At 53.2% G+C, this 13,760-nt stretch carries 12 protein-coding genes and 1 pseudogene; 4 read left to right on the top strand and 9 right to left on the bottom strand.

The annotated features are described in order from the left end of the window. Positions 1-2: 2 nt before the first annotated feature. From G3578_RS00160 to G3578_RS00145, 4 genes are all read right to left on the bottom strand, one after another. Positions 3-1,187 (bottom strand): acetyl-CoA acetyltransferase, encoded by a 1,185-nt coding sequence (locus G3578_RS00160; protein ID WP_165207511.1) that lies wholly within the window; start codon positions 1,185-1,187, stop codon positions 3-5. After that, positions 1,184-2,629 (bottom strand): OB-fold domain-containing protein, encoded by a 1,446-nt coding sequence (locus G3578_RS00155; RefSeq protein WP_165207510.1) that lies wholly within the window; start codon positions 2,627-2,629, stop codon positions 1,184-1,186. The genes G3578_RS00160 and G3578_RS00155 overlap by 4 nt, the downstream gene beginning before the upstream one ends. A 39-nt stretch (positions 2,630-2,668) precedes the next feature. Further along, on the bottom strand, positions 2,669-4,201 hold the full coding sequence (locus tag G3578_RS00150) for a class I adenylate-forming enzyme family protein (protein WP_165207509.1): 1,533 nt from the start codon (positions 4,199-4,201) through the stop codon (positions 2,669-2,671). Between the two features lie 275 nt (positions 4,202-4,476). Next, entirely contained in the window at positions 4,477-6,591 is a 2,115-nt protein-coding gene (locus G3578_RS00145; protein ID WP_165207508.1) for a sigma-54-dependent Fis family transcriptional regulator, read from the bottom strand. 124 nt (positions 6,592-6,715) lie between these two features. Here G3578_RS00145 and G3578_RS00140 point away from each other — a divergent pair, with 124 nt between their 5' ends. The 4 genes and pseudogenes from G3578_RS00140 to G3578_RS21085 form a co-directional block, all read left to right on the top strand. Continuing rightward, entirely contained in the window at positions 6,716-7,534 is an 819-nt protein-coding gene (locus G3578_RS00140) for a TrmB family transcriptional regulator (RefSeq protein WP_165207507.1), read from the top strand. 10 nt (positions 7,535-7,544) lie between these two features. After that, complete coding sequence (locus G3578_RS00135) at positions 7,545-8,171, top strand: LysE family translocator (protein WP_241254384.1); 627 nt, start codon at positions 7,545-7,547, stop codon at positions 8,169-8,171. Positions 8,172-8,183: 12 nt separating this feature from the next. After that, positions 8,184-8,897: an alanyl-tRNA editing protein gene (locus G3578_RS00130; RefSeq protein WP_165207506.1), complete on the top strand. Its 714-nt coding sequence runs from the start codon at positions 8,184-8,186 to the stop codon at positions 8,895-8,897. Between the two features lie 4 nt (positions 8,898-8,901). Beyond that, positions 8,902-9,066, top strand: a pseudogene (locus G3578_RS21085) (transposase); the annotation flags it as partial. 326 nt (positions 9,067-9,392) lie between these two features. On the opposite strand, the gene G3578_RS20780 reads toward G3578_RS21085, so the two are convergent. From G3578_RS20780 to G3578_RS00105, 5 genes are read right to left on the bottom strand one after another with little or no spacing between them, the layout of a single operon-like run. Next, complete coding sequence (locus G3578_RS20780) at positions 9,393-9,683, bottom strand: aldo/keto reductase (protein ID WP_241254383.1); 291 nt, start codon at positions 9,681-9,683, stop codon at positions 9,393-9,395. Further along, positions 9,650-9,940: an aldo/keto reductase gene (locus G3578_RS20775; protein WP_241254382.1), complete on the bottom strand. Its 291-nt coding sequence runs from the start codon at positions 9,938-9,940 to the stop codon at positions 9,650-9,652. Before G3578_RS20775 ends, G3578_RS20780 begins: the two co-directional genes overlap by 34 nt. A 14-nt stretch (positions 9,941-9,954) precedes the next feature. After that, entirely contained in the window at positions 9,955-10,974 is a 1,020-nt protein-coding gene (locus G3578_RS00115; RefSeq protein WP_241254381.1) for an ABC transporter permease, read from the bottom strand. After that, entirely contained in the window at positions 10,961-12,436 is a 1,476-nt protein-coding gene (locus G3578_RS00110) for a sugar ABC transporter ATP-binding protein (RefSeq protein ID WP_165207502.1), read from the bottom strand. The genes G3578_RS00115 and G3578_RS00110 overlap by 14 nt, the downstream gene beginning before the upstream one ends. Beyond that, positions 12,436-13,599, bottom strand: a complete 1,164-nt coding sequence (locus G3578_RS00105) for a sugar ABC transporter substrate-binding protein (RefSeq protein WP_165207500.1) — start codon at positions 13,597-13,599, stop codon at positions 12,436-12,438. Before G3578_RS00105 ends, G3578_RS00110 begins: the two co-directional genes overlap by 1 nt. Positions 13,600-13,760 lie beyond the last annotated feature (161 nt).

The raw sequence follows: 13,760 nt of genomic DNA, 5'->3' as shown, positions 1-13,760 counted from the left end.
CCTCACGAAAGCTCTTTTCCCACAATGGACAGAAAGGAGACGCACTGCCACGGAAAGCCGCCCAGATTATGCGTCAACCCGATTTTGGGATTGGGCAGCTGCCGCTTGCCGGCCCTTCCCTGCAGCTGCAGATACATTTCATACAGCATGCGAAGTCCGCTGGCCCCGATCGGATGTCCAAAGGATTTCAGGCCGCCGTCCGGGTTGACGGGAAGTTCCCCTTCCAGATCGAACACGCCGTTCAGGACATCTTTCCAGGCCTGGCCGCGCTCGCTGAATCCAAGATCTTCATAGATGATCAGTTCCGTCGGCGTAAAACAGTCATGCACTTCCGCCATATCGATCTGTTTGCGGGGATGGGTGATCCCCGCCTGCCGGTATGCTTCCTTGGCCGCCCGGACATTTTCCGTAATGGAGGTAAAATCAAAATCCTGGGTCAAGCGCCCGTCACCCGGGCCGGCAGCGATGGCCAACGCCTTCACGTACATCGGGTCCTTCCGGTACTTATGCGCATCCTCCGTCCGCACGAGAATCGCGGCAGCGGCGCCGTCCGCAACACCCGAACAATCCATTATGCCCAAAGGGGCTGCCACCATGGGCGATTTCAGAATCGATTCCATCGGGACTTCGCTACAGTACTGCGCTTTGGGATTGAGCGAACCATTCCGATGATTTTTCCAGGCGATGCGGGCAAGCACTTCCTTGCCTGTCTGCTCATCCAGCCCGTATTTGGCGAAATAAGCCGGCGCCAGGAAGGAAAAGGCTGCAGGAGCAGTAATCCCCGGCGCTGTGCCATCGGAAGGCGGTTCATGAACGGCCAGACCGCTGAAGCCCGAATCTTTCAGCTTCTCCACCCCGATGGCCAGCACCATGTCGTATGCGCCTGACGCGACGGCGTAACAAGCGTTCCGAAACGCCTCCGAACCCGTCGCACACATGTTTTCCACACGGGTAACGGGCAGATACTGCGTCTTGAGAGGACCGGACAGGGTTAACCCTGACAAGCCGGAAGCGAAGGTACCCAGCCAGCACGCATCGATATCGGTTGGTTCCACCCCGGCATCGGCAAATGCTTCATAGGCCGCCTCTACCAGCAGATCCTCCGCGCTCTTGTCCCAATGCTCGGCAAAGCGCGTGCACCCCATCCCGATAACGGCGACACGGTCTGTAATCCCCTTTTTGCTCATGATTCTCCCTCCGTTCCTTTGCCCCCCGGCTGACGTTTGGGTTTCGCTTTCCAAAAGTAGTTGTGAATCCCGCCTGCCTGGTACAGCCGCCGGAAGGTCATCTCCACTTCCATGCCGATGCGCATCTCGTGCGGGTCGCAATCCGTCACTTCGCACAGCATGCGTCCGCCTCCGGCAAAATCGACCACGGCAAAAACGGTCGGGGGAGCGGGGCTGGCCGCCAGATGATCAATCGTGAAAGTGGCAACCTTCGCCGGTTTTCCGTAAAAACGGTACGCTTCCATCCTGTCTTTGGCCTGGCACCGGGTACAAACGCGCTGCTGCGGAAACTGCGGCGTTCCGCATGCCAAACATTTGGAACCGTACAGACCGAGATTCTGCTCGTAATTGCGGTACATGGCGGTAACGGATGGTCGTGGGGTATCCGGCCGGCGAGCCGGTTCCGTCGGCAGAATCCCTCTCCACTTCAGATAATGGTGGTAGAGCAGTTCACTGTTCTTGGGCTCGAGGTGTCCACTGATTCCACGGCGCGCAGGAAGCTGTCTGATCGCATCGGTCACTTCAAAGACGATGGCGTCGCTTCCCTCCCCATAGCTGACATACAAAATCCGGTCGCCGGGATTGGCCGTTTCCAATGCCGCTGCCAGCATCATGGGCGCATGGGCGGTTCCGGCCATGCCGATGGTTTCGGCCAGCGTATCCTGGCACTGCTCTTTGCGAAACCCGAGCTTGGCCGCCGCTGACCACTGCGCGCGTGGAGCCGGTCCCGCAATCACCACTTTGGCAAAATCAGCCGGTGCCAAACCGCTCTGTTCCAGAACCCCCCGCACGCTGGCTGCCACGGTCTCCCCATAAATGTTCTGAACGAACCGCTCTTCCCAGCTTCTTACAAAGGCGTCTCCCCTGCTTCGCCAGCTGCCGATATGCTCGTGTGTGTGACTGTATGCGGCCGTTACGTGAGCAATCACATCTTTTCCTTGACCGATGAGAAACGCGGCCCCGCCGTCGCCGAACCATTGTTCATTGGCCCCCTGCGGCGCTCCCAGGCGGCAGTCAGCGGTGACAACGAGCGCGCTGCCTGCCCCGGATGCCACCGCATCGACGGCAGCCAGCAGTCCGCTGGCGGATGCGCGAAGGGAACCCGTTATCTCTGCGGTGCGGATGCTTGGCTTCAGATCGAGAGCAGCCGCCATGGTTGCCGTAGATTGCTTCTCGTCATAGGGAGCCGTTGTCGTGGCAAACATCAGGCAATCCACACTTTTTTCATCAAAACCGGCAAGGCAGTCGAGCGCAGCATTTACGCCCATGGACACGCTGTCTTCGTCGAAATTGGCGACCGCTTTTTCACCGGATGACGGCCGATCGCCAAACGCCTGCGCCATTTTCTTTCGTTCCAATCGGTGATAGGGCACATACGCACCGTAAGAGACGATCCCGATCATTTCTCTCCCCCCGTTTCTTGCAGCGTACGGTCGCTTCGCTTACGAAACGCTTTTGCCGGCATGTTCTCTCCATTCCTCCCGCAGCTTGTATTTCAAGATCTTTCCCGAGGCATTGCGCGGCAGCTGTTCCGCGAGAAACATCGCCCGCGGAATCTTGTAGGAGGCAAGCGACTTGCGGCAGAACGACTGCAGCTCTTCCAGAGTGATGGTTTGCCCTGGTTTGGGTACGATCACCGCAGCGACCATCTCCCCCCACACGTCATGCGGCACCCCGATTACGGCCGCTTCCAATACGCCCGGATGAGCGTACAGGACCTGCTCCACCTCGACGGAGTAGACATTCTCGCCGCCGGAGATAATCATGTCTTTCTTCCGATCGACCAGCGTAATGTAACCGTTTTCATCAATGACCGCAAGATCGCCCGTGTGAAGCCAACCGTTCCGCATGGTCTCCGCGGTTGCCTGAGGGTTCTTGTAGTACTCCTTCATCATGGTCTCCCCGCGCAGCACCAATTCCCCTACTTTGCCCGGCGGTACGTCTTCATCCAGGTCGTCCACAACCCGTGCTTCCGTATGGAAAATCGCTGTGCCGCTCGCCCCCAGCTTCGTCTTGTGATCCTCCGGCGTAAGACAGATGCCGCCGGGGCCCCCTTCGGTCAATCCACAAAAATTGTAAAACTGATCGGTTCCAAACAAGGCCATGCTTTGCTTCACAAGCTCGGGAGCCATCGGCGCCGCCCCGTACGCACAGCGCGATACGGAAGACAAATCAAACTGCTCCCGATTCGGCACCTGCAGAAAATAGGTATACATCGTCGGCACGCCAAAGAAAAAGGTAATCTTGTGTTCCTGCATCGCTTTCAGGGCTTCGAGCGGATGAAAATGGCGGTGAATCACGTGGCTGGCACCCAGAAAGAACCCCGGCAGCAACAGCAGATTGAGCTGCGCCGAATGGAACAGCGGCGCCAGATGCAGCAAACGGTCATTGGGCTGGAGACCGACCAATGCCATCATCTTCACGCCAACCTGCAAAATCCGGTGATGATCAAACACAGCTCCTTTGGGACGTCCCGTCGTGCCGGATGTATAAAGAATCTCCAGATCATCCCGCTCATGAACGACTGCATCCGGCTCCTGCTCATTTTCCGAGAGAACCTGTTGGTACGCGAGATGGCCGGAAACGGTGGGAACTCCCGCCACAATCACCTGTTTGACGGCGGCCGGCCGAGCCTCTTCGATCAAGTCGCCGTATTCCGCGTCACACACAACCAGGCTGGTATCGGAATGTTCCAGAATGTATCGGACCTCTCCCGATGTCAGGCGAAAGTTGACGGGAACCAGCACAGCTCCCAATTTCGCTGCCGCAAAGAACGAGATGGCGAAGGTATCGGAATTCTGCATCATCAAGGCGACTTTCTCGCCTTTTTGAACCCCCAACGCCTGCAGGCCATTTGCCAATCGGTTCACTTCACGGTTAAATTGACCGTACGTGTAGGAACGTCCTTCGCAGGTCAGCGCCCATTTGTCCGGATGCCTGCGCGCATTCCTTGCCAAACAGCTTCCGATGTCCATGAACATCCCCCTTTTCATCAAGATGATACTGATGACTCCGCATATGAATATTCGCAATCGTGCCAAGGAGCTCGCCCGGCCCCATCCCGCCATGAAGCTGACAACAGCGCGCCATCAGTATTATGAATATTAGCAATATTTATACCAAATTCAGTCATCCCAACATTTCGCTCGACATTGCTGGAGTCTCATACATCAGCCCCATTCTATGTCCAGGGTACCATCTGTATGATTGTCCGAAATCCAAACAAAAAGTGTCCTGATTTCCGGACACTTCAAAGGCGATGCTTCGCCAGTTTTTCATACAAGACGGAACGGCTGAGCCCTAACAATTTGGCGGCGCGCGATTTGTTTCCTCCAGACGCGTGAAGGGCCTGCAGAATCATCTCCCGCTCCGCCGCTTCCAGCACCTGCCCGAGCTGATACGTGCTTTCGTCCGTTCTCCCCACATTGCCTTTCTCACGTGCACCTTTCCCCGTTCCCGTCTTCCCTTCCTGAACCGTTTGGCGGATGTGATCAGGCAGATCGGAAGGCTGAATTTTGCCGTACTCGGCAAACGTCATCGCCCGTTCCATCACATTCCGTAGTTCGCGCACATTTCCCGGCCAATGGTACTTGAGCAGGATCTCTTCCGCAGCCGGATCGATGCCGGTAATGCTGGTGCCGATCTGCTGATTCAGTTCCTTGATGTACATGCGGGCAAGCGGCAGAATATCGCAGCGTCTTTGTTGCAAGGGAGGAATCTCGAACGATATGACATTTAACCGGTAAAAGAGGTCTTCGCGAAATTCTCCCCTTTCGACCATCTGCTCCAACGACCGATGGGTGGCGGCGATAATCCGGACATCGATGTGGATCCGTTCCGTTCCACCCACCCGATAAAACTCTCTCTCCTGCAGGACACGCAGAAGCTTGGCCTGCAGATTGGGAGACATGTCGCCTATCTCATCCAGAAACAGCGTGCCGCCGTTGGCCAGGTCAAATTTGCCGATCTTTCCCCTTTTTTCCGCGCCCGTAAAAGCCCCCGGCTCGTACCCGAAAAACTCCGATTCCAGCAATTTTTCCGGAATCGCCGCACAGTTTACCGTGATAAAAGGGCCGTCTTTTCGGGCGCTCGCGTTGTGAATGGCATGGGCAAACAATTCTTTGCCGGTGCCGCTCTCACCGCGAAGGAGGATCGTCGAACGCCCTTTCGCCGCCTTGTAGGCGGTCCGTTTGATCTTCTCCATCACCGGATCGGCCGTGATGATCTGGTCAAAGGTAAATCGGGCAGCATGGGCGTGCTTTACCTGTTCCCTGTAGTAGGCCACCTGATTTTCCAGGACATCGAGCCGGCGGAGCACATCGCGCACTTCGCTCAGCCGCCGGAAGAGAATCTTGCCGATGGCCCCGATGATGACGCCATCCTGAATCACGGGAATACTCTGCACAAGATAGCGAATGCCGTTGCATTCCAGCACATCGCTCAATTCAGCCACGCCCGTTTCCAATGTCCGCATCAGGTCCAGTTGGGGGAAAATCTGTGTGACCGGTTTGCCGATCGCATGTTCCTTCTGCACGGAAAACAGCTCGGCCATCGGTTGGTTCAGGAAGGTAATCTCCCCTTTCTCATTGACCATCACCAGGCCGTCATACGCGTGTTCAATCGTGGTATCCAGCAGCTTTTGCCACTTTTTCGCCATTTCCAGTTCTGCTGCCATTTCCTCCAGGTCCGAAACATCCTGCAATAGACCGATAAAACCGGAGCGGCCTTTCATGGTCGAGTAGCGCGTCAGACGCATCACCGCGCGTACCTGGCCGACTGCCACGCGACAGCTCTTCTTCATCAGCTCGGGCGTAACGTCCAGGTTGGGCAGGATCGAGCGGAAAGGACGGCCAATCAGGCTTTCCGCATCTGTCCCCAGCATCCTGCACAGGACCTGATTGACAAACAGGATCTTCTCTTCTTCATCCGTCACGAAAGCTCCCAGATGGGAGGAGTGAAGCACCGCTTCCAGCTGTTCCTGCAAGGACTGCGATGCGCGAAACAGCGACATGATCATGTCTGCTTTCGTAACCAGCCCGAGTACATGCCGATCATGGTCAAGGACGACGCCTGTTCCCACCCTGCTGTTTTTGACAATCTCCTTGATCTCTTCATACGGCGTGTCGTATGGATAGGCAACCGCCTCCTGTTTGATGTAAGGCCCGATCGCTGTTTCCAACGGCAAGTCCTGAAGCAGCATCTGGTACAGAATCGAACGGGTAAACACACCGGCAAGCCGCTCTGACTCGTCCACAACGGGAAGAATGTCGAACCCGCTCTGCTTCAGATACTGAATCGCTGTCCGCAAACTGTCCGACATGCGCAGACAGTTTTGGACCAGAGACATCACATCTTTTAACATCATCGGGATCCCTCCTCAAGCTGCTCGATGATATATTGGAGCGTTTTGCAATATTCGCATTCATTTGAAATTCTTTATCCATTGTAATATAGTAGTTATAAGCATAACTACTACTATGGAGGTTTTCATGGATAAACTGATCGACTGCCTGATGAAAATCGGTTTTTCAAACTATGAAAGCAAGGCATACTTGTCGCTGCTGAGACGATCGCCGGTTACCGGTTATGAATTAAGCAAGCAAAGCGGCGTGCCGCGGTCCATGATTTATCAGACAATCAACAAGCTTGTCTCTCAAGGTGCCGTTCATGAAATCCCTTCTGATCCGTTAACATACACCCCTGTACCTCCCAAGGAATTTCTTGGACGTTTACGGGAAGAAAAAGAGCAAACGTTCAACTATCTGGAAGAAAAATTGCAAACGCTGGAATCCCCTCCGGAAGCACATGTCATTCATCATATTAAAGAAAGAATGCCGATTATGGATAAAATGAAGGCCATGATTTCGAAAGCCCGGCATGAAGTGTGGCTGTCCTTGTGGGATTCCGAGGTGGATGAGATACAGCCGTACGCGAAAAAAGCCCTGGATGCAGGAGTGCGCGTATACTCCCTCCTCTTTGATTGCGAACCGACAAGCGATTTCGGCAAGACCTATTATCATCCCCATGCAACTGCTGCTGTCGAGGAGCAGCGGTTAGGGCAGCGGTTGACCGTCGTCGTGTGTGATCATGAAGAGGTGATCATCGCCGGGTTTTCCCAGGAAACCATTCCGTCTGCCCTGCACACGGAGGACCCTCTGTTGGTGCTGCTCGCCAAAGAATATATTCGTCACGATATCATGATGAAAGTGATGACTGAAAAGTTGGGTGCAGAACATGTAGAGGAGATTTGGAAAGGAGATCCAGATCTTTTTTATCTTATCACAAACAAGCTGTTACAGAAAAAATGAGGAGATGGTGATGTTGTTTTTTGAGGTGTTTCTCATCGGGATTCTGGCTGCTCTGTCTCCCGGTCCTGACTTTGTGGTCGTGATGAAAAACAGTCTGGGGTTTGGCCGCCGAATCGGGATTGCTACGGCTATCGGGATTGCCTTTGCCTTGTTCATACATATTACGTATACGATTTTAGGCTTTACGTATATCATGGAAAAAGTTCCGAGCATATTTCTGACAATCAAGCTGATGGGCTCTCTTTATTTATTATGGCTTGGCTTTCAAGCGATTCGGTCCGCACCGCCAAATGGCCCCCGTCAAACAGATACCCCACAAACAACTGTGGCCAAAACGTTGTTGCAGGGATTTCGCGAAGGCTTTCTATGCAATGTGCTGAACCCAAAAGCCGCGCTGTTTTTCCTGAGCATTTTTTCTCAATTTATTTCCACCGATACGGGCAGCTGGGTTCGCTGGATTTATGGTTTGGAAATCGTTGTCGCTGTGGGCTTATGGTTTGTTTCGTTGTCTGCTGTCATTTCCTACCGAACGTTCAGGGAATTTTATGAACGATACCATTACTGGTTTGATCGATGTTTAGGGAGTATCTTGATTTATTTTGCCGTTGTGATCGTTGTGTCAACCATAACATCGTAAGGGAGAACGTCAATGGAAAAAGAATTGTTCTTACATGACAGTTACTTGAAATCGTGCCGCTCCACCATTGCGGAAATCATGGAAAACAAGGTCATATTGGATCAAACCATCTTTTATCCGTCAGGGGGCGGCCAACCCTCCGACACCGGGATTATCAGACAGGGGAGTCATCTCTTTCATGTCGTCAAGGTGAAGCGGGAACATGGGCGAATTGTCCATTATCTGCATGATGCAACCCATTTGAAACCAGGGAGTGTGGAAGCGGAGCTCGATTGGGACAGACGGTACACATTCATGAGATACCATACGCTTCTGCACGTCATCGCAGGCCATCTGTACAATACGTTTGGCGCGCTGGCTGCCAGCAATGAGATTTACGAGGATCGGGCGCGTATCGATTTCAAGTTTGAAGAGAACGTTCCCGAAGCATACTTTTCCCATTTTGAAAACGAGATTCGCCAGATCATCGAGGAGGATCATCCAGTTACAACCCGTACTCTGCCTCGCGAAGAGATCGCCAAGATTCCCGGCTCGATCAAAACCATTGTCAATCTGCTCCCCGCTTCCATTCAACAGGTGCGGCTGGTAGCGATCCAGGGCATCGATGAACAAGCGTGTGGCGGAACTCATGTACGAAGTACCCGAGAAATAGGAGCATTCTCCATTGTGAACGTGAAAAACAAAGGGAATAATATCAAAAGGGTTGAGGTGGTGGTGAAAACATAGCACTAAGAAAACCACCAACAGCCGGAACGGTTACAGCTAGAAAAAGGTGCGTTCCGAGTACGGCGATGTAGACATTCAGGTTCCGCGTGACCAAGACGGAGAGTTTGAGCTGACCATCATCAAAAAGAACCAAAGCAACGTGACGGGTATCGAAGACCAAATCATTGCCCGTTCCTAGCGTACAAAATGAGCGGAAATCTCCACCTTCTTCACGTCCTCCCCCGAGATTCGCAAACTGATCTACACAACCAATGTCATCGGGAGCTACCATCGCCAACTGATCCGCTGAGCCTAACGGCTATTGGAGTTTACACAAAATCATTGACAGACCCATTCCAGAAGAAATTAAACAACCTTACCCCTAGAGAGTATAGGGATAAGGCTGTTGCATGATCCAACTTATTCAAGCTGTCTACTTGACAGGGGTAAGTTCACTATCCCTTAGTCTTAAACTTTTTGGGACAGCCCCCTTATGTTCCGGTTTTACAGTTAAGGTTACTGAAACAACTTATCGATCTGTGCGAAATCCTCCGGCGACAAATGCCATCCGTATGCGGCAGCATTCTCCTCCACTTGTGCGGGTGTTTTGGCGCCCGCGATAACGGTGGTGACGGCACGATTTGTCAGAAGCCAATTGATCGCCACCTGGCCAAGCGTTTTGCCGTACTTCTCGGCAAAAGTCTTCAGCGCTTCCGCTTTCGCAACGTTCTGTTCGAATTGTCCTTCCGCGAATAGCGAATTTAATTGTTTTCTTACGTCTTGATCAGAGATGTTGGATGCGTCCAAGACAATCCCACTTTGGTAGCGATGATCACTTTGTCGCGGACCGGCTTCAATACTTTCCCCAATACACGCTCTGACTCGCCGAACCCGTACACCGGCGCCGTATCGAAAAAATTGATGCCCAGTTCATAAGCGCGCCAAATGGACTGCTCGATTTCACGATCGGACACATTCCCCCATCCCACTTTACCGGCGGCCCAGGCTCCATAGCCTATTACGGATGCGTATAATTCGCTTTTTCCCAGCTGTCTTTTTTCCATTCTGCTTCCTCCTATCAATCCTTCTTGTCTTTACGCAAAAATGAAAATGCCAACGCTACGATCAGAATGCCGCCTTTGACGATGTCCTGGGCGAAGTACGGAACATCCATCATCGTGAGTCCGTTGAGCAGGACGCCGATGAGAATGGAGCCGAGCAGCGTCCCGATGACGCTGGGCCGCTTCTCTCCGAACAAAGCGTATCCGATATAGGCCGACGCCACCGCATCCATCAACAACGGCGCACCGGCGGATACTTGTCCGGTCCCGATTCGGCTTGCCAGCACGATACCGCCGATCGCCGCGAACAACCCGCTGACCACATAGGCAAAAACGCGGTACCGGTTCACCGGAATGCCGAACAGATTTGCTGCCTCCGGATTGTCGCCGACCATATACATCCTGCGTCCAAACGTCGTGTATTCCAAGAAGACGTAGGCGCATCCGACAAATACCAGCATCAGAATGACGGACACCGGAATACCGAGCACTTCCCCCTGCCCGATGAACAGAAAGGAGGGGATAAAATGGCCGGTTTGCGTGCCGATGGAAGAGGGCATACCTTCGTATATGGAATAGCCTTTCGTATACGTAAGCTGAACGCCGTTGACGACATACATCACCGCCAACGTGGCCAGCAAATCCGGCAGCTTAACTTTCACAACGAGAAAAGCGTTCAGCAGCCCGACGAGTATACCACAAAGGAGCGGGATCAGGAGCGTAACGAGCAGTTCCTGGCGATGCAGCACCAAAGCGGATGCTGCCGCAATCGTTGCAAGGCTTGTGGTGGAGCCGACCGAAACGTCGAAGCCATCCACGACAAGACTGAACGTCACCCCTAACGCCAAGAACGTGACAATTGAAATGGAACGTAAAATATCGCTGAAGTTGCTATAAGTAAAAAAGTGCTCGTTGATGATTGAAAAGAAGGCGATCACGCCCAATATGATGATGACGGCGCCGTAACGGAATGCGAGTTCCGCCGCAGGCTGGTTGACTCTGTTCGTTTTGCGTTGTTCGATATTAGCGAACTCCATAAGCATTCTCCTCCATTTCCGCCAATCTCAGTAAACGCTCCGCATTCGCTTCCGATGCCTGCAATTGATGGATGATGCGGCCCCGCGACAGGATGACAATCCGGTCGGCGATGCGCAAGGCGTCATCAGGTTCCGCCGTCAGGTAAAGGATCGATTTCTTTTGCTCCGCCAGCGATTCGATCATTTGAAATATGGTCTCCTTCGCGAGTACATCGATCCCTTTCATCGGCTCGTCGAAAATGACGACATCCGGATCGGCCGCAAACCATTTGGCGATGGCGACCTTCTGCTGGTTGCCGCCGCTCAAGGCGCCAACCTTGTACGAGGGAGAGGCTGGACGAATGGTAAACCACTCAATGGCTTCCCGACTGTATGCCGTTTCCTTCCGTTTGGAGATCCAGCCCTTAAAGGAGAGAGCCAAGTGTGTGCGTATATCGTGCCTCTTCCAGATTCCCTGCTTTCCCCGTTCTTCCGGAATGAGCACGATTCCGTTACGTACGGCGCTGCGCGTTCCATTGATCAACCGCTCTGTGCCCTTGATGATCGGCTGATAAGCCCGGTGTACGCCGAATAACGTTTCCGCCAGCGTCGTTTTTCCGCTGCCGAGCAGCCCGAAGACGACCACAATTTCTCCGGCTTTGAGTTCAAGGGAAAGCGGCGGACCTTCTTTCCACAAACGCAAATCGTCCACTTTAAACTGCGTCGGTCCCAATCGGGTAGTCTCGCGGCGCGCTTTGCCCGCATCGCTGCCGGTCATCGCATGCACCGTCTCCTCCAAAGTCGTCTCTCCGGTGTTTTTCTGCAGCGCCAGTTTGCCTCCCCGCAGTACGCTGATCCGGTCCGACAAAGCGAACACTTCATGCAGCCTGTGTGAGATAAAGACAATCCCGATTCCCTGCTCTTTGAGCTTCGCGACGATTCGGTGAAAACGCTCCGTTTCCTTGCGGTCGAACGAAGCCGTCGGTTCGTCAAGCAAAAGATAGCGCGCATTGCCTGCGACAGCCCGAATGATTGACAGCATCTGTTTCTCGTACAGCGACAAGGAAGAGACGGAACGGTTCACGTCGATGTCGAGACCGTACTGAGCAAGCAGCGCACGCGCACGTTCTCGGTTGGTAGACTTATGAAACAAGATCCGGCGTTCATTCTTCAACAGAACGGCCGTCAAATTCTCGTGAACGGATAAATGGGGGACAAGTCCCCGGTCTACCTCCTGTGTCAGAAACACGATGCCTTTCAGCAGAGCATCGGCGGGTGACTTCAAATTGGCCTCGCGTCCGTCAATCTCCACCGTACCTTTCTGCGGTGCGAGAACGCCGGCGGCGATCTGGAGAAGGGTGCTTTTTCCCGCTCCGTTCATCCCGAGCAGAGCGTGCACTTCTCCGGAACGAACCTGCAGTGTGACATCCTGCAGCACCGTGTTATCGCCAAAACTGTGGTGAATATTGCGCAGCGCCAGCATTACTTGCCGACTCCTTTCGCCAAGGTATCCATCCATGGCGAACGTGCGGCATCGGAGCTTCCCCATCCCGGCACGTATTTGCTCAGATCGCTGAAGGCGATTTTTTCTTTCGGCAAATTGGCTTGTAGAATCAAATGCGGTTCAATCGAAACGTTGTCCGGTACGGTTTCACCCGCTACTTTTTGATAAACGAGTCGAACATGGATTTGGCCGATATCGGTCGGGTTCGTCGCAGACGCGGCTACCCAAGGGCTGCCTTCTTTTTGGAATAACGGCAGATCCTCTTCCGTCAGGTCGATACCGTATACTTTAATATCCGTTCTTTTCGCCTGCTCCAAGGCAGGAAGCACACCGCGCGTAAATTCGTTCCAAGTCGTATAGATGGCTTGAAGCTGTCCTTGTTCCGGGTACTTTTTCAGCAAGGCTTCCACTTGCGCTTGCGTGTCCAATGCGGTATTGGACGTCACACTGCCAAAACGGGATACGATCTTGATGTTCGGATAACGTTTTTGGAAAGCTTCAATCATCACCTCCCGGCGCTCCATCGGCAGATAACCGGCTACCCACAGTACGGCGATATTTCCTTTTCCGTTCAAATCGGTAGCGAGCTTTTTCAAAGATTGCCAGGCCAGCAAGTAATCGTCCTGATCGATCGAGGTTACGCCCGGCAGATTCAAATCGCTGTCATATGCCACTACCTGAATGCCTGCCGCCAAAGCCTTCTGTACCACCGGCGCCAGCGCCTGGGCTGTGCCGTTATTGACGAGAATCGCATCCACCTTCTCATTGATCGCGGCTTCCACGTTCGAAGCCATTTTGGCCAAATCGTTGTTGGAATCGTAAATTTTCAGTTTTCCGCCGAATGCTTCGACCTGATCTTTCACCCCTTGATTATACTGAGCGAAAAACGCTCCGCTCGTGATTCGGGTGACGAGTGCGATGTTCAACGGTTTTTTCAGCTTTTCCGGTATATCCGCGGATTGAACCGAAGCCTGTCCCGCATTTTGACCGGTTGCTCCGTTTGCGGTCTTTCCGTCATTTGCGCTTGCCGAAGTTGTTTCTTGGCTCGATTTTTGCGGATCGGGAAAGCTGTTTTGTTCGTTCGTGCATGCGGACAACCCCAAGACAATAACTACCAGTATGAGGCTCACCCATTTTTTCATCTGTCAACCCTCTCTTTCTGCTTTCTCCTTTTGTTTTTTTGCTCATAGGCTGCTCCTAGGACCGCTGAAACTCTTTGAAATTGCTGTTAAAACGCCCTCCTTGCCTTTTATGAAAAAATAAAACCCCATGAGCGTATGCGAAGCAAACGTTCATGGAGCTT

The organism is Brevibacillus sp. SYP-B805 (assembly GCF_011059135.1).
In the GTDB taxonomy this organism is placed as follows: domain Bacteria; phylum Bacillota; class Bacilli; order Brevibacillales; family Brevibacillaceae; genus Brevibacillus_F.
The sequence above is the reverse complement of the archived record's forward strand: the minus strand, read 5'-3'. Positions and strand labels throughout refer to the sequence as shown.